Source organism: Vibrio hannami (genome assembly GCF_029589055.1).
Classification (GTDB): Bacteria; Pseudomonadota; Gammaproteobacteria; order Enterobacterales; family Vibrionaceae; genus Vibrio; species Vibrio hannami.
In genome coordinates, this window is the sequence record NZ_JARQZP010000010.1 from 20,295 (window position 1) to 40,669 (window position 20,375).

Annotated in this window: 31 protein-coding genes; 6 read left to right on the plus strand and 25 right to left on the minus strand. The window is 59.0% G+C overall.

The window, feature by feature from the left end:
- Position 1 precedes the first annotated feature (1 nt).
- The 6 genes from P7F88_RS25425 (at position 2) to P7F88_RS25450 (ending at position 2,936) form a co-directional block, all read left to right on the plus strand.
- Positions 2-379, plus strand: a complete 378-nt coding sequence (locus P7F88_RS25425) for a hypothetical protein (RefSeq protein WP_277829369.1) — start codon at positions 2-4, stop codon at positions 377-379.
- 270 nt (positions 380-649) lie between these two features.
- The gene (locus P7F88_RS25430; RefSeq protein ID WP_277829370.1) at positions 650-856 is read left to right on the plus strand and encodes a hypothetical protein; all 207 of its coding nucleotides are present in this window, start codon (positions 650-652) and stop codon (positions 854-856) included.
- The gene (locus tag P7F88_RS25435) at positions 853-1,035 is read left to right on the plus strand and encodes a hypothetical protein (RefSeq protein WP_277829371.1); all 183 of its coding nucleotides are present in this window, start codon (positions 853-855) and stop codon (positions 1,033-1,035) included. Before P7F88_RS25430 ends, P7F88_RS25435 begins: the two co-directional genes overlap by 4 nt.
- A gap of 101 nt (positions 1,036-1,136) precedes the next feature.
- Complete coding sequence (locus P7F88_RS25440; protein WP_422128628.1) at positions 1,137-1,469, plus strand: hypothetical protein; 333 nt, start codon at positions 1,137-1,139, stop codon at positions 1,467-1,469.
- 669 nt (positions 1,470-2,138) lie between these two features.
- Entirely contained in the window at positions 2,139-2,432 is a 294-nt protein-coding gene (locus P7F88_RS25445) for a hypothetical protein (RefSeq protein WP_277829373.1), read from the plus strand.
- Between the two features lie 276 nt (positions 2,433-2,708).
- Positions 2,709-2,936 (plus strand): hypothetical protein, encoded by a 228-nt coding sequence (locus P7F88_RS25450; protein WP_277829374.1) that lies wholly within the window; start codon positions 2,709-2,711, stop codon positions 2,934-2,936.
- 375 nt (positions 2,937-3,311) lie between these two features.
- Here the strand turns inward: P7F88_RS25450 and P7F88_RS25455 are convergent, their stop codons facing one another.
- The 25 genes from P7F88_RS25455 to P7F88_RS25570 all read right to left on the minus strand — a co-directional run bounded on the left by P7F88_RS25455 (position 3,312) and on the right by P7F88_RS25570 (position 20,359).
- Entirely contained in the window at positions 3,312-3,755 is a 444-nt protein-coding gene (locus P7F88_RS25455) for a hypothetical protein (RefSeq protein ID WP_277829375.1), read from the minus strand.
- Complete coding sequence (locus P7F88_RS25460; RefSeq protein WP_277829376.1) at positions 3,733-4,050, minus strand: hypothetical protein; 318 nt, start codon at positions 4,048-4,050, stop codon at positions 3,733-3,735. The genes P7F88_RS25455 and P7F88_RS25460 overlap by 23 nt, the downstream gene beginning before the upstream one ends.
- Before the next feature lie 32 nt (positions 4,051-4,082).
- The gene (locus P7F88_RS25465) at positions 4,083-4,751 is read right to left on the minus strand and encodes a hypothetical protein (RefSeq protein ID WP_277829377.1); all 669 of its coding nucleotides are present in this window, start codon (positions 4,749-4,751) and stop codon (positions 4,083-4,085) included.
- A 10-nt stretch (positions 4,752-4,761) separates the two neighbouring features.
- Positions 4,762-5,022, minus strand: coding sequence for a hypothetical protein (locus tag P7F88_RS25470; RefSeq protein ID WP_277829378.1), 261 nt, complete (start codon positions 5,020-5,022; stop codon positions 4,762-4,764).
- The gene (locus P7F88_RS25475) at positions 4,968-5,792 is read right to left on the minus strand and encodes a hypothetical protein (protein ID WP_277829379.1); all 825 of its coding nucleotides are present in this window, start codon (positions 5,790-5,792) and stop codon (positions 4,968-4,970) included. The genes P7F88_RS25470 and P7F88_RS25475 overlap by 55 nt, the downstream gene beginning before the upstream one ends.
- Positions 5,793-5,828: 36 nt before the next feature.
- A complete protein-coding gene (locus tag P7F88_RS25480) occupies positions 5,829-6,059 on the minus strand; it encodes a hypothetical protein (protein WP_277829380.1) in 231 nt (76 codons plus the stop codon).
- The gene (locus P7F88_RS26580) at positions 5,980-6,201 is read right to left on the minus strand and encodes an LPD1 domain-containing protein (protein WP_422128631.1); all 222 of its coding nucleotides are present in this window, start codon (positions 6,199-6,201) and stop codon (positions 5,980-5,982) included. Before P7F88_RS26580 ends, P7F88_RS25480 begins: the two co-directional genes overlap by 80 nt.
- A complete protein-coding gene (locus P7F88_RS25485) occupies positions 6,125-6,706 on the minus strand; it encodes a hypothetical protein (RefSeq protein WP_277829381.1) in 582 nt (193 codons plus the stop codon). The genes P7F88_RS26580 and P7F88_RS25485 overlap by 77 nt, the downstream gene beginning before the upstream one ends.
- Before the next feature lie 256 nt (positions 6,707-6,962).
- Positions 6,963-8,057 carry a hypothetical protein gene (locus P7F88_RS25490; protein WP_277829382.1) on the minus strand — a complete coding sequence of 365 codons (1,095 nt, stop codon included), beginning with the start codon at positions 8,055-8,057 and terminating at the stop codon, positions 6,963-6,965.
- Between the two features lie 16 nt (positions 8,058-8,073).
- Entirely contained in the window at positions 8,074-8,811 is a 738-nt protein-coding gene (locus P7F88_RS25495; RefSeq protein WP_277829383.1) for a hypothetical protein, read from the minus strand.
- 209 nt (positions 8,812-9,020) lie between these two features.
- Positions 9,021-9,980 (minus strand): hypothetical protein, encoded by a 960-nt coding sequence (locus tag P7F88_RS25500; protein ID WP_277829384.1) that lies wholly within the window; start codon positions 9,978-9,980, stop codon positions 9,021-9,023.
- A complete protein-coding gene (locus P7F88_RS25505; protein ID WP_277829385.1) occupies positions 9,958-10,152 on the minus strand; it encodes a hypothetical protein in 195 nt (64 codons plus the stop codon). Before P7F88_RS25505 ends, P7F88_RS25500 begins: the two co-directional genes overlap by 23 nt.
- Positions 10,153-11,452: 1,300 nt before the next feature.
- Positions 11,453-12,187 carry a hypothetical protein gene (locus P7F88_RS25510; protein ID WP_277829386.1) on the minus strand — a complete coding sequence of 245 codons (735 nt, stop codon included), beginning with the start codon at positions 12,185-12,187 and terminating at the stop codon, positions 11,453-11,455.
- Position 12,188: 1 nt separating this feature from the next.
- Entirely contained in the window at positions 12,189-12,587 is a 399-nt protein-coding gene (locus P7F88_RS25515) for a hypothetical protein (RefSeq protein WP_277829387.1), read from the minus strand.
- Positions 12,588-13,085: 498 nt separating this feature from the next.
- Positions 13,086-13,283: a hypothetical protein gene (locus P7F88_RS25520; protein ID WP_277829388.1), complete on the minus strand. Its 198-nt coding sequence runs from the start codon at positions 13,281-13,283 to the stop codon at positions 13,086-13,088.
- The gene (locus P7F88_RS25525; protein WP_277829389.1) at positions 13,283-14,908 is read right to left on the minus strand and encodes a hypothetical protein; all 1,626 of its coding nucleotides are present in this window, start codon (positions 14,906-14,908) and stop codon (positions 13,283-13,285) included. Before P7F88_RS25525 ends, P7F88_RS25520 begins: the two co-directional genes overlap by 1 nt.
- A 66-nt stretch (positions 14,909-14,974) precedes the next feature.
- The gene (locus tag P7F88_RS25530; RefSeq protein WP_277829390.1) at positions 14,975-15,601 is read right to left on the minus strand and encodes a hypothetical protein; all 627 of its coding nucleotides are present in this window, start codon (positions 15,599-15,601) and stop codon (positions 14,975-14,977) included.
- Between the two features lie 187 nt (positions 15,602-15,788).
- Positions 15,789-16,043 carry a hypothetical protein gene (locus P7F88_RS25535; RefSeq protein WP_277829391.1) on the minus strand — a complete coding sequence of 85 codons (255 nt, stop codon included), beginning with the start codon at positions 16,041-16,043 and terminating at the stop codon, positions 15,789-15,791.
- A 47-nt stretch (positions 16,044-16,090) separates the two neighbouring features.
- Complete coding sequence (locus tag P7F88_RS25540; RefSeq protein ID WP_338405583.1) at positions 16,091-16,663, minus strand: phage major capsid protein; 573 nt, start codon at positions 16,661-16,663, stop codon at positions 16,091-16,093.
- On the minus strand, positions 16,554-17,015 hold the full coding sequence (locus P7F88_RS25545) for a hypothetical protein (RefSeq protein ID WP_277829392.1): 462 nt from the start codon (positions 17,013-17,015) through the stop codon (positions 16,554-16,556). Before P7F88_RS25545 ends, P7F88_RS25540 begins: the two co-directional genes overlap by 110 nt.
- 195 nt (positions 17,016-17,210) lie before the next feature.
- Complete coding sequence (locus P7F88_RS25550; RefSeq protein WP_277829393.1) at positions 17,211-17,732, minus strand: hypothetical protein; 522 nt, start codon at positions 17,730-17,732, stop codon at positions 17,211-17,213.
- A 423-nt stretch (positions 17,733-18,155) separates the two neighbouring features.
- The gene (locus P7F88_RS25555; RefSeq protein WP_277829394.1) at positions 18,156-18,299 is read right to left on the minus strand and encodes a hypothetical protein; all 144 of its coding nucleotides are present in this window, start codon (positions 18,297-18,299) and stop codon (positions 18,156-18,158) included.
- Between the two features lie 44 nt (positions 18,300-18,343).
- The gene (locus P7F88_RS25560; RefSeq protein WP_277829395.1) at positions 18,344-18,622 is read right to left on the minus strand and encodes a hypothetical protein; all 279 of its coding nucleotides are present in this window, start codon (positions 18,620-18,622) and stop codon (positions 18,344-18,346) included.
- Positions 18,556-20,175 carry a hypothetical protein gene (locus P7F88_RS25565; RefSeq protein ID WP_277829396.1) on the minus strand — a complete coding sequence of 540 codons (1,620 nt, stop codon included), beginning with the start codon at positions 20,173-20,175 and terminating at the stop codon, positions 18,556-18,558. The genes P7F88_RS25560 and P7F88_RS25565 overlap by 67 nt, the downstream gene beginning before the upstream one ends.
- The gene (locus tag P7F88_RS25570) at positions 20,159-20,359 is read right to left on the minus strand and encodes a hypothetical protein (protein WP_277829397.1); all 201 of its coding nucleotides are present in this window, start codon (positions 20,357-20,359) and stop codon (positions 20,159-20,161) included. Before P7F88_RS25570 ends, P7F88_RS25565 begins: the two co-directional genes overlap by 17 nt.
- Between the last annotated feature and the right edge of the window lie 16 nt (positions 20,360-20,375).

Consider the following 20,375-nt stretch of genomic DNA (forward strand, 5'->3'; position numbering starts at 1 on the left):
CATGAGTGACTACATGATTGATGCCGCCACGAAAGAAGAATGGGCCGAACGCGCCCTTGAGGCAGAGGCCAAGCTCGCCGCCCTGTCCGCCATGCCCGCGCCAACCGTGCAGGAGGCGGCGCTAGACTTGGCCGTGGGTGCGCTCACTCGAATTGAACGCGCATACTACATGGAGGCCATCAAGCCGTCTCCAGAGCATATCCGCAAAATGGCCGCGAGGATGAACAAAATAGCCCGTGACGCGCAGAACGCCCTCCGCGCTCTATCCGAGAGGAGACCCCGAATGACTGACCTTAAAGCACTTAGTGAGGCGGGCAACGCCGGGGCTGTGGGCTTCCGACCCCGACCCCGATATGGATTGCACTCTGTTTTTCATTGATACTGTCGACAAGTTGGCGATTGCATCGGGTATGGCGGCAGCAGATGCGCACCTAACCTGCACCCTCGTCAACGCCTACCGCTCCGGCGAACTTGGCGCCCCGCTCTGAGGTAGACGCCGCGCGCCGGGAGGCGTTTGCAGAAATGGCCGCTGCTTTGCGGGCTGTTGAGGTGTCTAAACGCCTCCTAAAATGGAGCGAACCCAGATTTGACGATGATCTAACCGAAGGGGACATAACGGTTGGCGCCCTCGCAGAGAAGGAAGGGAGTGATGGTGTTAGTCAAAGTTTACCATGATGTCCACGCCGACAAGATGGTCACTCAGGCTAAAATTGCGGACGCCGTAGTGGCGGAAATGCGCAAGCAATTGGCCCGGAACAACCCGCCCGCAACGGCGCTGGAAAAAGAAAGGCAGCGTCAGGTTTTCGCAAAAGGCCGCGCCAAACGCCGCCGCACCACCAAGGACACAGACCAATGACACAGAGAGAGGCGCTAGAGGCGCTGTTGGCTCGCATTGCAGCCGCAGAGATAGAGATTGCGGCTGATGAAGAACGTCTCACCGCTAAGAAAGCCAAGGCCAGACGCCTGCACGCAGAGTATCGAGGGCGCGTTCATGCCGAGATAGAGTATATTCTGGCGATGGAAGGGGAGACGTGATGAGGCTTGCGCCATGTCCATCGTGCGGGGATCATCCGTCACTACTCAGATCCCTCCCGTGGTGTCCTGACAAGGGCAACAGAGTGCAGTGCGCTTGCGGCATGTCTTGCGAGGATCACTCACTGGAAGACGCGATCAACGTGTGGAATACACGTATCCCGCCAAAGGTGAAGTCACTGAAATTTACCAACAACGGCTACCAGTGCCTTGTGGGCCACGAGACGGCCCATGTCGGTTACGTTGGGCGCCACTATTCAACCACAAGGATGGGCGTGGGTGGAATGTTTCGTTCCATATCGACCATCACTATTGTGAACTCTAAGCCGTTCGACCGCACACGCGCCAAACGATCGGCGCAAGCCACGCTTGATGATATGGCGCTGTCCCTGCTTTCATTCCCTAAAGCCCGCGCCACCCAAAAAGGTGACACATGACCAAGCAAACCACCATCACCGTAGAGGTCCGATAACATGACCCGCCCGCTTTACATAAGCGAGGCCACAACGGCACGCATGCTCGGGCGAGATCGAGACTGGTTTGAGCGCAATCGGACCACCCTTGAGGCATCCTACGGCTTTCCGAAGATTGACCCCGCGATCGGCAAGCGTCACGCTCCGTCAATTGAGGCATGGGCTGCAGAACGAAACCAGCGCCAGATCCCTTCCGCCTGTGCCGCGGCGCCAAGCAAGGAGAACACTGATGCCTTTTAGAGACAGCCTTTGGGACGACAGCGAGCCTGAATACGCCCCATGCCGCAAGAAAATCCGCGGCACTTACTGGTGGGTTGCTCCGCCCAAATACAAAGCCGCTGGCTACCCCATCAAAACCATGTGCCTTAACATGGAGGCCGATGCCGGCATGGAGTTGGAGAGCGCCGCTCACGCCCGCGCCCTGACCCGTGAAATGGTCACGTGGTATGAGCAAGGCGTGCAAGGCCGAACACCTGCGAACATGGGGCTGGCTGATCGGGCGCTACCTCCACGACGACGACAGCGACATCCGAGACGTGCGCCCCAATACCCGAGAGAGCTACAAGATCGTGATTAAGGGGATCGAGGCGTACCATTGGCGATGCGCTCCTGTGCGAAACGGACTTCACACGCATGAAGAAATGGCAGCGCATCATGTCCGAAAAGGGCCGATCAACGCACTACATCAAGACGTGGTTCAACCACCTTTCGCTGCTTTTGTCCTATGGGATCAAACTGGAAAACCCTGAGTGCGCCCGGATCAAGGCCATACGTGGCGAAATGCGGTTCAAGTCTGCCCCTCGCCGCTCCGTGGCTGCCACCAGAGAACAGATCAAGAAGATCGTGGCCGAGGCTGACCGTCGAGGTTGGGGCAACCTGTCTCTGAGCGTCTTGTTGCGGTTCGAGCCTCATGCTGCGCGGGATTGACGTGTATGGCACGTGGGTGCCTGCAGAGGGCGTCCAAGGCGGCATTCGGCACCACGGAAAAATCTGGGTGCATGGTCTGACGTGGGACAACGTAGCTCCCGATTGCGCCTCGATCACAAAGCAGATCAGCAAGACAAGCGACAGCCTGCCCGAGCCGTACTTCTTTGACCTGACCCATCTTCCCGACATTCGCAGACGCCTCATGCAGACGCCCACTGACAGTCGCACCGGTCCGGTGATCCTGTGCTCGGTGGCCTGCCCCCGAAGAACGACCTCATGTCCAAACGGTTCAAGACTGTGGTGCGTGCTTTGGAATTGCCTGACCATCTGCAGATCCGCGACAGCCGCTCCGGAGGGATCACAGAGGCGAAGGGGATTGTTCATCCTACGGTACTGCAGCATGCCGCTCAGCACCAAAATGGCTCCACGACAGATCGCTATATTCGGGACCGGTCTGCATCTGCAAATCAGGTGATCGAGCTGCGTGCGCGGAACGCCAAGTGAACCTGTTACCAATGCGACGAGTAACGCACTCGTAACAGCCTTGGATCAAGAGTGGATCAAGAAACCTGTAAGTGATTGAAATTAAAGGTGGTGCGGGTGAAGGGACTTGAACCCCCACGCCTTGCGGCGCCAGAACCTAAATCGCCCAAATCCCCAAAACAAACAATGGCCGGGTTATCACTTCCCGCCATTGGCTTGTCAATCTCCCCATTCCCACCACGGCGGGTCGCCCACGTGCTTTGAGTCCCTTCTCGCCCACAAGCGCATCGGCAAAGCCATGCTCGGTGGACCGCATCGAGAGGTAGCCAATACCGGCCCGGCTCATGTTGCCCGAGATCGCGCCGGCAGGAAGCACGCCAGCCAAAAGGCCGACGCCTACCGGCTTGACGCCAATCTGATAGAACGCCCTAGCCGCATTGCGCGCTCGTCGGTGTTGGTTTTTTCACTGTTCCGGTCGCTGACGGCTGGCTTGATCATCTTATCCATGTTGCGCGCGAAGTAGGAAGCGTAGGTCCCTGCAAACAGACTGGTGCTGTCCGTCTCGTACCGGATCCCCGTGCCGACATTGATCAGAGGCTTCAAGCGTCCGGTAAAGCCTGTCCGGTCCAGAGCGCGCTTGGCCAGCCATTCTTCGAGCGTGCCTTCCTCCTCCTGCTTCTCCCATTCCTCAGAGTTGAAGATCGCATCGCGTAGCATGCCGTTGAGAAACTGGCCAAGGAACAGCGCAGATGCCGGCAGGAAAATTGCTGCGGTGCTATTGAAGGCCAGCTTGCCCGCCCGCTTTGCCTTGCTGTCATCATCTTTGAACCCGGCGCTCAAGGTTGCGCCAGATGATATTGCGCGTGAAAGCGTCGATGAACGACATGATCCCAAAGAGCGGCGCAAAGGACGGGTTGTTGCTCAGCATCGTGCGGTCTGTCTTGAGTGGGTCTTGGATTGTCTCGGTGCTGAAACGGTACGTGGCGCGCGACCAAAGCTCCGCCGCATCGTGCATCACGCCATCAGGTACCTCATACAGATCATCGGGCGAAGGCATTCCGCCCACGCTTTCCATCCAATCCAGAAGGCTCTCGCGTTGCTCTTTCGAGATCCCCAATTCGCTGGTCCTCGCCATCGCTGAACCCGTCCGCATCATTGAACAACCGGTCACGTAGGTTGCGCTTGCCCGCAGCGTCCCGGCGCAGGTGGCGCAGGAGGACCGCATTGGCCACGGGCAGCATGGTGGCCCGCTGGTAGTGCGTGAGGGGCGTGAGGCCGTTGGCGATGAAGAACCGCCCCAACGCGCCCTGCAACCAGTGGTTGGCCATTCATCACATCGGCGCCCAAACGGTTCTGCATCAACGTGTCAGTGGCGTAGGGCATAATCAGGCCGATTGTGCGGGCCAGCTCGTGCAGCTCTCTAGTGTTTTTGCGGCGCACAAGGCCCGTGAGGTTCTGGGCGAGGGCGCTAAAGGCGTCCCGCGTATAACCTGACCGCAAGCCTGCAGACATTGCCTCGGGCAGCGAGGACAGCGTAGCAAGCGACAGGAGAGCCATGTTGCCCAAAGTGAACGTGGTGGTCTGGAAAGACTGCCAGCCGCTTCCTGCAGGCTGAATGCGCCCCGTAGCGGCCTGCACCGCCATCTTCATCAGGTCCACGTCCTCCTTGGATGCACCCTTCATCGCATCCAGCATGTTCTTAAGCTTGGAATTGTCGGCCCCAAAAATCTTGGCGTACTCGGATCGGCGCGCTGCAGAAAACGCATAGTCGGTGATCAGCTCGATCGGATTGTCGGGCATGAACTCAGCCATGATTTCGCCCGCCTCGTTGGGCAAGACGCGCCCCTCAAGGAAATTGGCGGTGGACTCTGATGGAGCCAAAATCGTTCAGGTCGCCAGTGCGCAGGCCGCGCAGCCACTTCTCTGCAGAGTGCTTCGCATAGCCATCCCGCAAGATGTCCAGCACCTCGGGCTTCATTTGTTCGATCTCGGCCTCAAGGTCGTCAATTTTCTCCTGACGCTTTGCCTTGCCTTCATCCGTCTTGAGATCATCTATTCCGCGCTTGAGCTTTTTGAGGGCCTTGTGGGCAGCGAAAAACCCCTCCACGGCATCCCTGTCACTGCCCGAGAGCTTTGGCATTGACGTGCGCACTCGCCCTCGGCATTGGGGTCGGTGGCGCGGATCAGGCCCTTGTAGATGGACCGCATGTCCTGCATCTGCCCTTCCTCGTCGGTCGCGTTGACCACTTCGCGCTGGAACAGCAGTCGATACACTTTGGCCGCCCGATCTCGGAACTTGTCAGGGTCCGCAGACGCCAAATCCGCATCGTAGATGTGCGGCAGGTATCCAGACGCATACCCCACCTTCACACCAGCGCCATCAAGGTCGTACCAGACTTCGTTGAGGATTTGACGCAGATCGGCGGCGAGGCGCTTCATCTGGGGCGAGGCGTCCTTCACTTCCACGTTGGTCAATAGGCGGCGCAGGTCGCGCAAATCGTCTTGCTTGAACGTCCGCGTGACGCCCCGCATGCCCCGCAGCGCCCGCTTTACGGCCAGATCAATCTTGTTGATGTTGGCCCCCGCCTTCTGGCGCATGTTTTGCTCCCAGATATTGGTGGTCAACTTGCCGCGGCCGGGGCGCTTCCCAATCGCCTCTGCGATGTTGAGCGCCGCCTGCCGTGCCTCTGGGTTGGTCTGGCGGTCGGCAATGGCAAAGGCCGTGGCCGCCGTTGTTTGAAGAACCTGCCGCCCAAAGATGCGCATGCCATCAAGTGCCGCGTTTGCCTTGTCTTTTGACAGCGCCGGCATGTCCTTCATGACTTCGATGGTGCGCCCCCACTCCCGAGCCTCAGAGGCGGTCAGATTTTCAAACATGGGCGCCATCGTCGCGCAGAAGATCCCGCGTCGTCATCAGGTCGCGCGTGTCTCGGGCTTGCGCGCCGGCGCATCCAGTCCAAACAGCTCCACGCGAGCAATGGCCCGCTGCATTGTCACCATGGCGTGATGGAATTGCTCAAGGTCCACTTCCTTTGGGAAGGTCAGCCGTACCCGCGCATCGTCGCTATCCTTGTAGTACCACTCGCCCTTCGAGAGAAACGCTTGGGGCGCGTCCGAGATCGAGGCAACCTTTTGTTCCGACATAGGCCTCAAAGGCCCGCGCGAACATTTCCGCTGGGTTGGTGTAGTACCCGCCCGCAGAAACCATTTCATCGTAGGCCTTTGAACTCTTGAAATACTTTCGACCAGTATTCCTTCGGCGGCTGCTTGCCCTGCTTGACAGCATCCAGCGCCTTTTGTGCCTTTTTGGCCTTTGGTGTGGGTTTGCCATCCGGCCCTGCAATCGCTGCCTGTTGCTCAAGGCGCAAAATCATTTCGCCCAAAGGTGTCTGGTTCCCATACATCGCCCAGATTACGTGGGTGAACGCTTCTACAAGATCGCCCTTGGGGCTTTTGGGTGGCGCCACCTTCCCGTCCGTCATGTCAACAGAGAGCATCCCCGTGGCTTCCCCGTCCGCGACTTGCTGGGACAGGTAGTTGTCCAGAGCGCGCCCCCACTCGTGAGCAAAGCTGTTGCTCATATCAGAGATCGTGATGGTTCGATCAGTGCCGCCGTAGCTGAACATGCCCAAGGCGCCGGAGAGACGCCGCTTGGACACAAAGGCGAGGTTGATACCCTTCCCGTCGATCTCAAGCCCCATGGCCTTCTCCGGCACGCCCATGACGTGCGAGAGCATCTGCAGTTGGCGATAGGCGTTGAGCATTTGGTCCATCACCTTGCGCTCATTCAAGTCTGTGCGGGAGCCTCCGTTACCTTTCGACCAGCGATGTTTTTTCGCTGTACCGCCTTGAGGGGCAGCTCGACCGTGATGCCAAACGACTTCTGGATTGCCTTGGCCACGATCTTCATTTGCTCCTGCATGGGCTTGTTCATGGCCTCTACAGGATCCGCACCCGCAGCGCGGAAAGCATGGTCAAACACCGATGGGCGAGACGTGTAGCTGAAATCCAGAAACTCGGGTGACAGGGCGCCCTTGGGCCGCCGCCCTACTTCTGCGTCTGCGAAAGATCCCGCATCGCTTGATCGGTTATCAGCAGGCGTTTGCGGGCGCTCAGGTTTTTCGTTCTTTCCGGCGCGCTTAGACGCTTTTTCCAAAAACGCACAACATCACGCTTAGCGTTTTCGATTACAGACCACTCAAAAACTGGCTCGTCCAGAGCTTCAATTACGTCATTTTTTACTAAATCTGGGTGGGTAAACACTACCTTGAAAAACTTAGGTATTGAAAAAGCGCCCCTTCGAGCCTCGTCGCTCCGAGCCTGATCGCTCAGGACATCGCCCATTAGGCTCATTGTTTCGACTTGAATTTTCAGGTCTTTTTCGACCGTGCCGAAAGCTCTTTCCGCGTCAACTTTCCGTCGAAGCGCCTCAAAATCTACCTTCCCACTATCTGAAACATAATTAATAAGTCGGTCCTTGATCTTTTCCGCTTGATCTTCCAGCGATTTCCTTAATGCCAGCGCCGCATCTTCGCTGGTTTCTTCAATAAACCTCATTTGCGCGTCTGCCAGTCTTGCAACCACTTCATCTGGCAGGCCAAGAGCTTCAAAATGTTCAGCCTTCCATGCGACAACCTCAATGTCATACGCATCAAATTCTGGGTGAAGCCGCGTAAGCGCCTCGCGTTGCTCTGCAGTTTGCTTAAACCTTTGGCGGGAAGCTACCGGTTTTGAAGATCCCGCATCGCTTGCGCCGCCTTCGTCATCTGAGGCTCGTTGTTCTTCTTGCCCGCCTTTTCGAGAGCTTGGGCCAGGTTTTCCCGAGCTGTCGAGGAGAGAGGTTTGTTCTTGCTGGTCTGGGTCTGTGGCTTTTTGTCGGGCATTTTGCAGCACCTCTTGGCTGTCTTTGGCGGGAACGGCCTCAACGCCGGGCAACGTTTCAGTGGTCGCATCTTGCGCCATCGCGCCTTCGATTGCAAATTCAAGGAAATCCGACAGCGCCTTTTGCGAGGCGAGGCGGGCGCCAGCCGGGTTGTAGATCGCGTCCATGATGATTGCGGCCTCGGGCGACACGCCTTCATCGAACATGGCCGATTGAGCCTTGAAGCCCGCAAGGTCCATGTCCTTCGCGCGAAGATCCACAACCTTCTGCACGGCCTCAAGGATTGCCGGGATAAAGTTGCCCTCGGCGGCTCACCTCGCCGCGCTCCATAGCGTCCTGCATTTGGGCCACGCGCGGCGCGAGATCGGTCAGGACGTTGGAAATCCCTTTGATGTCGTTGTCCACGCTCTCAGCCACGCGCGAAAGCAGAGCGGGATCGCCATAGGCCTTGGAGAAAATTGCGTTGGACACACGGCGCTGACCGTCGACACTCAGGCCGCCCTCGGGCGTGAGCATCCGGTTTTGGTCTGACTGAGGCAAGCGTCCGATAAAGGCGCGCACCATGTCACGGTTGCCGGCGCTGGTGATAGGTCCACCGCGGTAAAGCGCCAGAACGTCCTTGTCGACCATCCGGGCTTCTGCGCGGGCCTCCTCGACGGCTGACATGGCCTGTGTGGCCGCCTTGTTGGATTGATAGGCAAAGGCCTCACGGTCCACGTCAGTGACCCGCCGCGCAATGACGATCGGGTTCCGCATGCTGGCTGCCTCGGGGAAGTCTGCCTCAAGGCCCGCCCGATACTCATTGGCCGTGCCGCGCTGGTAGGCACGCCGCAGAGCGATTGTGCGTCCGTTGCCGCTCTCCACCATGCCATCAGGGCCGACAACGGGAGCGCCGCGGTCGGTCTCAGGGGATTGATACAGGCGGGCATAGTTGGGCGCGTTGGCGATTTGCTCGATCTGCACTTCGCTGTTGCGGTTGCCCTCCTCGGTTCCGCGGCTGAACGGATTGGTCAAAACGCTGGTCGTCGGACGTGATCAGATCATCCGCCTCCACCACCTGATACTCCACATCCACGGGCGTGTTGTCCGTGGTGTAGACGGTGCGCCGGCGCTCGGGATTTACAGGGGCAGGCTGTTCTTCGGCAGGCTCGACAGCACCACCACCTTGAGCCACGCTTTGTGCAGGTTGCTCCCTTTCAACGGTTTCAGCTCGCACTCCCCGTTCAGGGCCAGCTTGATCTGTTGGGCTTCCGGGGAGAGATCGCCCCCCACTTGCGGAGTGCCTTCACCGCCTTCTTGGGCTTCACCAGAACTATCATCGGGGTCTCCTGCGTTGGGGTTTCAGTACGTGTCGTTTCAGCAACGATTTGGCCTGCCGTGGTTGGGGCGCCGACAGCCAAGCCGCCGATCACTTCCGCGCCCACTTCGCCGGGATCAATCTCGCCGGTAGTGGCCAGTTGCGCCCCAGCCTCGCCCGCACCCTCACCGGCGGCCTCGACCACGCCACCTGCGCCAATACCCGCCACGCGCGCTGCCTTGGGTGCAGCGGCAACGGATCGCGCAATTGCACCGCTGACGCCGCCCGTTACCGCATCTGCCGTCCCGATCACCGCCGCACGCGCCCGCGCTGTGTCCAGAATGCCTTGAAGGGCATCGGGATTTGCGGAAATCCACGCCTCTACCGCAGCGGGGTCCGTGGCGTCCACGTTCGCTTCGGTAAGGGCCGAATTGATCTCTTGGGCCACCGAGACACCGACTTCTGTGCCGCCGCCGACAAGGCCACCCAAAACCGCAGCCCCGCCCGGTCCCGCCGCCAGCGAACCAACGATAGCCGCAGCCATGGTGGGCGCGGATGCAGGAAGGGACCGCAAGGCAAACGTCCGAGCCACGCCATACGGATCAGCGCGAAAGGCGTCGTTCATGTCTGTGACTTGCTCAAACAACGTGTCGCCTTCCGGTGCGCCGAACCGTTGCGCCGATGGGTTCATGGGGATTTCTACCGCCCGCGCCTCAAGGTCGCTCACCTTGGCGGCTTGCTCGACCAGCGTGGCAATTCCATCCGCCGCCGCATCATCAAGGCCCGCTTGATAGTCACGCGATGTCGACGTGGTGGCAGAAACCATGCGATCCGCCGCGCGCTGACGCAAGAGGATGATTTCGTCACGGACCATTGCGCGCCGCATCGGGATCGGCCTCTTGCAGCACGGGAAGCTCTGCCTCAAGGGCCTCGGCCTCTCGCAGCCACGCCTCGGCCTGCGCTTCCTTGCCGCCCTGAGACGCAAAACCGCTCGTGGCTTCTTCGATGGGTTGCAACGCGCCCGCCGCACGTAGGCCGGGAATGATTGTTTGCGCCATGAGAAGGCCCGCTTGCAGGTCTCCCGCTGCGCTCGAAAGATCAGGCGGCAGCGGAGCTCTCTGGCGCAGGGGCAGGAGCAACAGGTTGGCTCTGCCCGGGAGCAAGCACCCCGAGACCATCATTGCGCGCTGTCCACGGCACGACACCCGGCATAGGCGCGGGAGCGTTGTTAAACGCTGGCACGGGTTCTTCCGGAGGGGCAAACAGGGTCGCCAGTGACGATGGAATGTCGCGCGGCGCAGGCGCGGAAAGCGCGATCGGGTCTACACCTTGAGGCATGGCCGGTGTCGCCATTGGATCTGGCGCAGGAGAGATTAGATCATCAAAAAGCCCGCCGGATGGCGAGCTTTGGGGGATAAGGTCGTCAAACGAGTACCCCATATTTTCCTCGCAAAATCAAAGTGTGGAGGGGTCGATCCCCATGTCCAGAAGGCGTTTTTTGACTGCCGCTGGATCAGCCCACGCGGGCAATCGCATCCCGAGCTTGGAGCAAAATATCGCTTTCGGTGGGCTTTGCTGCGGGCGCTTGGGGCGCGGAGGTTGTCGGAGTGGGAACGACCAATTGCTGCGCTTCCATCTTGTCGTATCCCTCTGGCGCCAAGCCAAAGAGCCGCGAAAGCATGGGCGCCGGCGGGGTTGTTCGGATCGTCAACCTCAACCGTTTCATACCCCACCTGCGGCAGAATTGCGCACCATGGCATCATCAAGGGTTGGGTAATCGCCAGAGCGGTAGGCCTCAAGCACGGCACCCCGCACCACTTCCGTATCACCTGCACCTGTCAGCTTTGCATTGCGAAGGTACCGATCAAGTCGTGAAAGCTCCGATTGGGTCAGGGCGCGGGGTGTTGGGGGGTGGCGGATGGCGTTGCGCCCCCGCCCGAAGATCCACCGCCGGAGCGGCGAGGCTGCATGGATTGTGTGATCAAGGATGCGATCGGCCCGCTCGGTGTCAGCTCGGGAGACCCAAAGCCCATGGCGCCCATTTGGATTGCCGCATTGCCAATCTTTGGGGCATTGCCGGAATACTGAGGGCCAGCCTGCAGTGCATGGATCATCATGGACGCCAAGTCACCGCTCAAACCAGTGCGCCCAATGTCCTCACGATACCCTGCGGTCTGATTGTTGAGGAGCGCTTGGGACACTTTGAGCCTCGCTATCCGCCGCCTGCGCAGGGTTGCCGACGACACCGCTGATCAGCTGCGCGAGGCTTTGCCCGAAAAGAGGATTGTTGTAGGCGGATGTTTGCATAATAGGGCCTCGCTTTGTCGCCGCACCCTATGATTTGCCGCGCAGTTACATCTACGCCAGGAAAAGCTGCGTCAGCGTGCCGCCGCCCGCGCCCCCGACGCCAGAAAGCCGCGGCGCAAAGATGTCGCCAAGCCCAAAGCGACCCACGCCGGCTTTGCCTGCAGCTTTGCCCGCCATGCCTGCACCCAAAGACCCACTCAGCATGAGAATGTCGCCAATGGGAGAGGATGAAGCTGTGACCGTAGCGGGCTGGATGCTTGTCTCCGAGCGCGAGGCGTTGATAGAGCCGCGCCGATTGCTGCCCGTGGTCTGCACTTGGCTACTCATGCGGCCAAGCGCGTCTTGCACACCGCTGAGCGTCGTCCCTTGGGCGCTCAAAAGAGCAGCAGCATCGAGTATCTTGCGGGTCCGCTTCATTTCTCCGGCAATGGTCGCGCCAATGTCAGCATCCACATCTGCATTGGCAACCTGCGCTTCGAGCTTGGGTGCGGCGTATTCTTCGACGGCCTGCGTAATCAGGTTGCCAGGATCGGTCGCTTCCGCCTTGGCTTTCTCGGCCACTTTGGTCGGGTCCGCCTCAAAGAGAGCCTGCGTCACAGCGTTGGCTTGCTCAAGCTCCATCTGGGCCTGCCGCTCCGCCTCTGCCTCACGATTGGCTTGCTGCATTTCCAAGGCGATTTGGTTCTGGCGGTTTTGCTCCCCAATCGCATCATTCTGGATTTTGTTGTTGTAGAGGCTCCCTGCGGTAGAGGCGCCAATGGCCGCAAGCTCAAGTCCGGTACACATATCAGGCCCCCACGACGCGGCCTGTGCCGCTATTCAATCGGTTTGGCTGCACGCGGCGCTGGATTGAGCCAACTTGGTAGCCGTTCTGCGCAGAGCCGATACCTTGCGCCAGTCCTGCAAAGACGTTGCCGATCGGGTTCAATTCAGGAATGTCCGCACGGAAAGTGGCTGCCGATTGGAGCGCGGCATTGCTGGCCGCCGTGGCGTCACCTGACGCGCGAAGTCCCGCCTCAAGTGATTGCCGCTGCTGGTTCATTCGGGTTGCTGTGCTGGCGAGATCGGCTGCAATGTCACCCTCAATGCCCGCGCGCTCAAGGGCAAACGCCTCCCCAAGATCAGCCTGCTTCCGCCCTGCCACGCTGGAAGTCAGCTGGCCGGCACGTGCAAGGGCAAAGGTCAAATCCTCAAGGTACTCGGTCTTTAGATTTGTCCAACTGCAAGCACATAGAAGTCACGCATCGCCGTTTCACGCTGCGCAAGAACGTCATCCATATTATCAAAGACGGCGCCGATCTGCGTCATGCCCTCGGCAATGCGCGCTTGGCGTGCTTCTTCCTCCGCGCGGTTCTCCGTTCCGCTTCGGCGCGCTGAAAGTCTTGAGCTGAGGTGTCTACGCTGGGTCCGCCGCCGCACATATCAATCGTCTCCTGTCCACGCGAACAATAGGTAGTCCTGTTTGTTACGCCCATATTTGCGCAACACACCCTCCTGAGAGGCGCCCAAGAGACGCAGCCATGCGTGCGTATCGGTATGGTGAGCGGGCGATACACACTCGGCCCTGTGGGCGCCCGCATTGCGCACAGCTTGCATCATGTCCCTGCGCGCCACATTGGTGACTTCACGCCATATGGACCGCCATTGATCCGTACCGACGCCAAACAGAGACCAGACACCGGCCTCACACGAATGGCGCCATCAAGGCAAGTACCGGAGCGCCCTCGTGATAGCCAGCCCATTTGAAGCCGTTGGACGTGATCAGATATTCGGAAAATGTCTGAACGGTGAAGGTCGAAGCGCCGAAAACGTCCTCTTTGGAGCGCTCCGACATATTGTTGCACACATACCGGATTTCAAAATCACTCGGATCGGCAAACATTACTTTTGGCGCCCTGTCTCGTAGTGGACCAGTATTTCAGAAAGCGATGCTGCAAACTGATCGCTCGTAGTCAGGCGCAAAGCAAGGTGAGTGCCAGATGCCGAAAAGTCGATCCGGTCCATTGAGCGCGTGCTGCCATGCACATCAGCAAGGCGCTCCCAATGCAGGTTGCGCTCATTCCCGTGAAAGTCCGTTGTGAAGTCAACGGCCCATGACCCGTCGCACACAAGGTCAATCCCCGTGAACTGCTTGATCGAGCCTGGGCGCTCAAAGTCCATGAAGGGAATAATGACCTCCACCTGCGCGTCGTCGTATGCGTCACCGCCGGGCCCGCCGTAGGTGTAAACTTCGTCAGCAAAATTGCGCATAATGATGCTGTCGTTCACCTCGCACCAGTCAGCCACCCACTGCCCCTTCACGTCTCCGCTGATAGGTGCCGCATTTTGCGGAAAGGGCAGGTCAAATGTGGACCATGCTTGAACGCCGGCGGATGGATACCGCGCCAAAACATGCACTTCATTTCGTAGCGCCAGCCAGAACTGGCCGGTTTGCTTGTGAATGCTTCCCGTGGCTAAGTGGTGAAACAGTGAGTTGCTGTATTCAGGCGAGGAGGCCGCAAACAGGGCTTCCGCATCGCCATCATCCGCTTGCAGTTTCGCGCGAATGTCGCGGTCAATCGGAGAGCCAATGTCGGACACACGGGCGAGGTTGGAGCTGTCTCGGGCCTGCAAAGAGCGGATCCCGCTGTTGTTGAGATAGAGCAAGTCGCCAGACCCATACCCCGTGACGGATCGTGCCGCCAAAATGGCATCGTCCACGGTGCGCAGATATTGGTTCAAAGCCGGATCTGGATCGACTTGCCAAAACTGCATGCCGCGCGCGCCCATGACGACAAGCTGCCCAAAATAGTCTGCCAAAGCCACCCCGGCCCCAATGGGCATACCTTGCGTGGTGATGTCGATCACCCATGATCCGGCGCCAGACATATCCTGCGGAGCGCCAACGGCGGATGCGTAGAGCGTCCGGTTCTTTACCACGTAGCCCTTGTTGCGAAGGACGCGCTGGAACTCGCGCCCATTGTTATCGCTTACAGACACCTCGGCGTTTGGAGTTTCCTCAGAAAACGAAAGGTAGGTGTGCTGAAAAACCCAATCAAAAGTTGAAGGATCAAGGTAGGCCTCCAAAATGTAGGCATTGTCCCCGTAGGGGTACGCTGAAACCACGTGCAAAAGGGCCGCGTTGCCGGCAATGGGCTGTGTGCTGGCCTGCACCCAAATGCTTTGAAGTGACCGGCCAGTGTTCACGTCTTTATCCACAGTCACCGCTGTTGTGGTGGTTTCTGCCGTGAAGTTTTGCGAGGGCATGTCATCGCCCTGGTGGCGAAAAACCACGCTGTTGTCCTGAAAGGGGCTGGAAAACGGCCCCGCAATCTTGCCCTTGAAGCGCGGGTCTTGCCCATAGGCTGTTAGGGCTTCCTGCATAACCCAAGCCTTGCGCTTTTCGATTTGCCCGCCCTCGTTGATGAAGGCATTTCGCAAAACGAACAAAGACCCCGATGGGGTCGTTTCGGTGGAGCGCCGAAGATCGCGCCCGCTGGCAAAGTTTGAGACAACGTAATAGGGCATTACGACCCCTTGGATGGAATATAATCTATGCCGGGCCGCAAGCGCTGCTGCGGGCGCCCAACGAGATCAATCGGTTCGCTTTTGATCATGCCTTGGCGTTTCAAGATGGTGTCTGCACGTTGCTGCGCCATCGTGAGCTTGAGCCTCAGCGTCAGCCTGGTTGTTGCGCCCAAGAATTTCGGCAGCGGCACGCAGAACGATTACATCTGCATCCAGCGTGCAAACATCGTCATCCTCCACCATACCCCCCAAAGATGCTTGCCCTGTCACTTGCAAGGTTTGCTCGACGTTTCCAATGGGCCAAACCTCGAACTGTGTGGGCCGATCGGCGCGAACCTCGTACCGCATGATTGGCTCAGCGCGATGGTTGCTGTTGTAGATTGATCGCTCTCGCGGAGAAATCTTGTGGTTCACGGGAAGCCAGTCATCCCCATACGCCACGACCACTTGGGTAATCATCGTGAAGTTGATCGTAGAGGGGAGGGCCACATACTGCGTGTCAGCAGGAATGGTCACAAGCACTTCAAGCTCGCGCGTGGGCCAATCATCTGACATTGCCATGCCGCGCTCGGTGCGATTGATGATCTGGTTCAGGCGGGCCTTGTTGAAAGCCGAATGGCCGGAACCTTGGGAGATCCCGGCCTCAATGGCCACTTCATCACGCAGGGTGGCGAGTGTGATCCCGCTGCGCATTTACTTGGCGGCTTCTTGGCGGGCTTGGCGGCGTCCTTCTCCGCTTCGGCCTTTGCTTCGGCGTCGGCCTTTGCTTCGGCGGCGCGCTCCTCCATCAGCTTGATGGTGGCATGATCAAAGGCTTCCTCGGGCAGCTCAAGGTCGGAAACACTTTTCGGAAGGCCGCGGTTGCCGGGATAGATGTCGCTCACGCGGGCGGGCTGCCATACACGGAACGCAGGCGGTCGATCTCCACGGTGCTGTTGACATCCACCTGACCGACAACGACCGCATTGGCGATGCAGCACAGATCAGCGCCGCCCTCGCTCACGTCATTGATCGCGCGAATGATGGGGATTTCCGTAGCGCGCAAGGCGCCGGGACCGGCCTTGACGACTTCGGTGGCGCCATGGCCCCCGTCTTGCAGGATTTTGACGGTGCATTGGATCAGGTCAATTTTCATGGGTTGTGTCCTTTGGGGTGGGACGGGTACCTGAAGGCCCCCATCGGTTATGCGATTTCCAGAACCGCCGACGAGTTGCGGCGACGTGCCACCATCTGCCCCGTGCAGAGCAGGGATTGGTGGAACACAAACTGGTTGTAGGGGCGCTGCGGCGTGCGACGGCGCTTCCAGTCACCCTCAAGAGGCTTGAGCATGATGTCGGAGCTGTCCCAGATGTAGGCGTACTTCGACCGGCCAAGGTCATCGAGGGTGGGATCGTACACGACCGGCACCTTCTTGAAGTACATTTCACCCATGGAGCCATCTTGCGCCTTGGTGAAGCCCGTGTCCGAGTAGTTGCCGTTTGCCCGGATCTCCATTTCCATCGCCTCGATGAAGTCAGAACCGGCCATAAAGCAGTCAGGACGCCCGCCAAAGCGACGGAGTTGACGCCAGAGCGTTTGCAGCTGTGTCAGCAGTGCGCCGCCGTTGGTCGCAGATGCCGTGATCCGGTTGCCGCCAAAGTTAGCGTCAAACGAAGCCGCACCATTGAACGCCGCCGTGAAGGCGTAGTTGCGCCAGCGCGGATAGGTCACGTTGCTTACACCCCCGCACGTCCCGAGCGTCGGAATGTCCAGAATGAACGACCGGATGCCGGCAAGCGCGGAGGTGCTCTACCGAACCGTCGCCCCAGAGCAAGTTGTTCATGGTCTTGGCGTATTGCTCCACGTAGTCAGCGTTTGCTTCTTCGAGAACATTGGCCAGCATGATCATGCCGCGGTCTTTCTTGCCCATCTGGTTGAGCGGGCGCGGTTGGTCCTGCACCAGAATGCCCTGACCTTGAGCCTCGGTTTCCGAGAGCGTCAGACCAATGTGGTGTTCACGCCAGATCCACTCGCCCCGCAGGCCGTTGCCGGGGTTGTAGAAATTCACCGTGTCGGTGTGCGAGAAACCCGTGACGCCATCATTCGTGCCACCAGCGCCGGTCTCCATCTTGAGGCCGATGCTGATTTTCTCCTTACCGCCCGGGAAAGGCTTGGCCTTGCCTCGAACTTGGAAAGGAGCGGCTTGTCCTGGATGCCGCTGTTGAAAAGGCCATCACGCAGGTAGAAATCCAGCGTGGTGGCTTGGTAGTGCGCGATTTGCGCTGCAGAGAACCCTTCTGGGACATCTGTTAGATCCTTGTATTCAGCCCGCCAGTGGGTTTGCCGTCATCGCATCAAGTGCGGACTTCGGCGCTGGCGTTGCCGGTTGGGAACGGCTTGTGCTGGAAGGTGTCGGCATGGTCGCGGGACGCGCGGGGCGAACAGAATTGGCCTTCACCAACTCATAAGCCCGGTCGATCAGCGCAACGCCCTGCTCGGGCGTCGTGACTGTCGCACCCATTTCGAGCATGGCCTTCACCTGTTGCTGCACAAGAGGCGATTTCTGGGCGAAATCAGGATCTTCGGCGCGTAGAGCGGCTTCCCGCTGCTGAACGGCTGTGGCAATGGCCTGTTGCGTGGCCTGCTGACTTTGAGCGGTCTGCTGTTGCTCGGCGTGCTTCCTTGCGGCCTCGGCCTGCGCTTGCTTCGTTTGAGCTTGCGCGCGGGCGCGGGTGAGTTCTCGTGCATCGTCCTCGGTAATATACCCATCTTCGACCCGCTTCTGCAGATCTTCGGGGAGCACGGCTGCCAAGCGCCTGTTGTGCTTGATTGAACCAAGGACCAACCATTTCCACGAATGCCTTGTAATCCCCTTTGGAGAGGGCCGCCATGGCATTGAACGCCAAGGTGACGTTCTGTGGCTCGATGTTGTTGTCCTGCACAAAGGTTTGCAGCTGCGTGAACCGTTGTTCCACTTCCTGCAGGCGCGGCATGTCGGATTGAGCCTCTTGGAGAGCGGCTTCGGCTTTGCGAGTTCCGCGTATTCAAGTGACCAATGCGTTGCTGGACGCTTTTGGGGAGTTTCTTGAACTCAGCATCGGGGATGCGGTGTTCATCTTCGGGTTCACCATCGGTCTCGGTTTCTGCCGTGGCCGATTGCTCGTCGTCTTTGCCTTCCTGATCTTGCTCGGACGCTTCTGCCTCGCCTTCCGGCTCAGCTTCCTCCTCGTCACCGCTGTCAGCCTCATCTGGCTGGGATTGATCGGTGTCAGGGAGCCTCGCTTTCGACAAGAATGTCTACAAGCGATTTTTCCGCATCCGTTGCATCTGACGAAGATGCACCATCCGTCGCGTCTGGTGAGGACGCCGTTTCCACCACCGCATCGAGTGCAGTCTCGTCGTTCTGAGCCATGTTTTCCTACCTGGTTCACTGATGCGGCAGGGATGCTCAGAAATTTAAGTTACGGGAAGCGCAGCGGAGTTTGGCCCGGCTGCCAGGGGCATATTTGGCTGCGGCGCATTTGCGGCCCCGCCCTGCCCCGGTTGAGCGCCGCCGCCGTTGGCCATGGCTTGCGCTTGGCCGTTCATGGCGACAATGGACAGAGCGCTCATATCCAGAGCGTCCTCGTAGTCAATCCGGTCATCAAGCACGCGGATCAGATACTTCATCACCCACTCGGGGCTGACGCCGGGGATCTGGAACAACAGCGGCACAATGCGCTCGGCCACCTGCATGTCGACGCCTTGGTTTTGCATGGCCCGACGATCCTGCTACGACTTCGAGCCTCAATTTCATCTGCGATTGCCTGCATGTCGGGCGTTGGCCAAAGAGCGCCGGTCTCGACAATGCGCGTGACACGCTCTGCATCCATTTCCTGCAAAAGAATTTGCCCGCCTGCCCGGGCCATTTCAGTAAGAAGGTCATCCAATTCATCCGTGGATGATCCCAAGACGGACTGCCGGCTGCCTTCCGCGATGTTGCTTTCCGTGGCCGTGGCGTTGGACGTTCCACCCAAATTGGCCTCTTGCGTGCCGACAGAGCGCAGCACGTCTTGGAACGCAGGCCCGGTGTTGTAGAGATTGGGGTCGATCGCGCTGACAGGGAACGGCTGCAACAGGTCGGAAATCTTCTGGCCTTGGGCGAGTGCCAGCAATGGAATTACCGAATGCGCCGTGCGTGCCGAAAGAGTTTTGGCGTCGACATCAGGCAGTGACTTCGACGCCACCCATCCCGGTCGCGCAGCGTGACGGTGATCGCGCAAGGCCTCACCGGCACGGTTGATCTCGGCTTGCTGTGACAGCATCAAATCTACGTCAGAGGGCGGGAATGGGTCATCCCCATCATCCATCGCGTTGGGGGCAAAGACGAACCACGGGTAGAACCGATCTGTGTAGGTCGTGGGCGTGTGCGGCCTCGACAAGGTAATCGTTGTGGCCATCGCACACCACGCAAACCGTGCCGGTTTGCTTGTCCCAAATTTCAAAGACGCAGGCGACCTCTCGCTGTGGGCGCCTTCTTCGCCGCCGATCTTGTAGGTTTCGTGCGACCCGGTGACATCAACTTTGTAGATCGCTTTGATCTGATCGGTGGTCAGCTCGTACTTTTCGGATACGCGCGAACACCCGACAAAGCCGGGAAGGTAGGTTAGATTGCGGTCGGGGATGATGTTGCGGCTGTCGGGATAGTCAAGACGCAGGCCTTCGCTCACGACGATCTGCTCTTGCTCCTCGATCACCTTGACCATTTGTAACAGCTGTTCGTACTCAGCCTCGTTTTCATGGATTTCGCCATCTTGCAGATCGGAGGCAAGACGTTCGATTTCGGCAATGCGCTGCATATGGCTCGCCACTTGAGCCTGCCCGTCAGGGGAAAGCTCATTGGCCCGCTGGAAGGTCTGCTTGAAGTAGGCAACGCCGTTGATCAAAGACGACCGAACCTGCTTCTTCATCATTTTCTTGGTGGGCTGCTCCTGCTCCTTGATCTCGTATTCGTAGAGAATGGACAGGGTTTTCCCCATGCGCTCCGTCTGCTCGGACATCGTGCGCGACTGTTGAGCATCCGCGAGAATTGCCATGGCGGCTTGCTGTTGAGTGATCTCGCCGCCACCGGCCAGCATTTGCTTCGCCACCTGCAATTGCTGAGCCGTTCCATCCCACACCGACGACATCAGGCGTTTGGATTTCTTGAACCGGAACCGCGGGTTTTTGGCGTAGAGGGCCGCCGTGCGCTGCTGCACGTGGCGCATCGTAATGTTGGCAACGTAGGGTCGATCAGGGTCCGACATCATTTTCTTGTCGAGGTTGGGCCATTGGTAGCCAGCGGGAGAATTTCCGCCAGAACTGCATCCGATCAAAGGCATACGTCCAATGCGTCTGATCTTGCTTCACGCCATCAATGAGGCTTTGCACCTGCTCGGCGCGGGAGGGGGCAAGATTGGCCTTGTCGCCACGCTGGATGTCGCTTTCGGTCATGGAGGATCCTCTTTTT

Excerpts from the sequence above, each read along its gene's own strand:
- P7F88_RS25560 (WP_277829395.1), bottom strand. The coding sequence starts at position 18,622 with ATGCAGGTGGCCGAGCGCATTGTGCCGCTGTTGTTCCAGATCCCCGGC.
- P7F88_RS25510 (WP_277829386.1), bottom strand. The coding sequence starts at position 12,187 with ATGTGTACCGGACTTGAGCTTGCGGCCATTGGCGCCTCTACCGCAGGG.
- P7F88_RS25445 (WP_277829373.1), top strand. The coding sequence starts at position 2,139 with ATGAAGAAATGGCAGCGCATCATGTCCGAAAAGGGCCGATCAACGCAC.
- P7F88_RS25425 (WP_277829369.1), top strand. The coding sequence starts at position 2 with ATGAGTGACTACATGATTGATGCCGCCACGAAAGAAGAATGGGCCGAA.
- P7F88_RS25520 (WP_277829388.1), bottom strand. The coding sequence starts at position 13,283 with ATGTTTGCCGATCCGAGTGATTTTGAAATCCGGTATGTGTGCAACAAT.
- P7F88_RS25535 (WP_277829391.1), bottom strand. The coding sequence starts at position 16,043 with ATGAAAATTGACCTGATCCAATGCACCGTCAAAATCCTGCAAGACGGG.
- P7F88_RS26580 (WP_422128631.1), bottom strand. The coding sequence starts at position 6,201 with ATGCTGTCAAGCAGGGCAAGCAGCCGCCGAAGGAATACTGGTCGAAAG.
- P7F88_RS25450 (WP_277829374.1), top strand. The coding sequence starts at position 2,709 with ATGTCCAAACGGTTCAAGACTGTGGTGCGTGCTTTGGAATTGCCTGAC.
- P7F88_RS25525 (WP_277829389.1), bottom strand. The coding sequence starts at position 14,908 with ATGCCCTATTACGTTGTCTCAAACTTTGCCAGCGGGCGCGATCTTCGG.
- P7F88_RS25555 (WP_277829394.1), bottom strand. The coding sequence starts at position 18,299 with ATGGCTCAGAACGACGAGACTGCACTCGATGCGGTGGTGGAAACGGCG.
- P7F88_RS25505 (WP_277829385.1), bottom strand. The coding sequence starts at position 10,152 with ATGGCGCAAACAATCATTCCCGGCCTACGTGCGGCGGGCGCGTTGCAA.
- P7F88_RS25435 (WP_277829371.1), top strand. The coding sequence starts at position 853 with ATGACACAGAGAGAGGCGCTAGAGGCGCTGTTGGCTCGCATTGCAGCC.
- P7F88_RS25460 (WP_277829376.1), bottom strand. The coding sequence starts at position 4,050 with ATGGCGAGGACCAGCGAATTGGGGATCTCGAAAGAGCAACGCGAGAGC.
- P7F88_RS25475 (WP_277829379.1), bottom strand. The coding sequence starts at position 5,792 with ATGTTTGAAAATCTGACCGCCTCTGAGGCTCGGGAGTGGGGGCGCACC.
- P7F88_RS25545 (WP_277829392.1), bottom strand. The coding sequence starts at position 17,015 with ATGGAGACCGGCGCTGGTGGCACGAATGATGGCGTCACGGGTTTCTCG.
- P7F88_RS25530 (WP_277829390.1), bottom strand. The coding sequence starts at position 15,601 with ATGCGCAGCGGGATCACACTCGCCACCCTGCGTGATGAAGTGGCCATT.
- P7F88_RS25500 (WP_277829384.1), bottom strand. The coding sequence starts at position 9,980 with ATGCGGCGCGCAATGGTCCGTGACGAAATCATCCTCTTGCGTCAGCGC.
- P7F88_RS25480 (WP_277829380.1), bottom strand. The coding sequence starts at position 6,059 with ATGTCGGAACAAAAGGTTGCCTCGATCTCGGACGCGCCCCAAGCGTTT.
- P7F88_RS25570 (WP_277829397.1), bottom strand. The coding sequence starts at position 20,359 with ATGACCGAAAGCGACATCCAGCGTGGCGACAAGGCCAATCTTGCCCCC.
- P7F88_RS25565 (WP_277829396.1), bottom strand. The coding sequence starts at position 20,175 with ATGATGTCGGACCCTGATCGACCCTACGTTGCCAACATTACGATGCGC.
- P7F88_RS25440 (WP_422128628.1), top strand. The coding sequence starts at position 1,137 with ATGTCTTGCGAGGATCACTCACTGGAAGACGCGATCAACGTGTGGAAT.
- P7F88_RS25430 (WP_277829370.1), top strand. The coding sequence starts at position 650 with ATGGTGTTAGTCAAAGTTTACCATGATGTCCACGCCGACAAGATGGTC.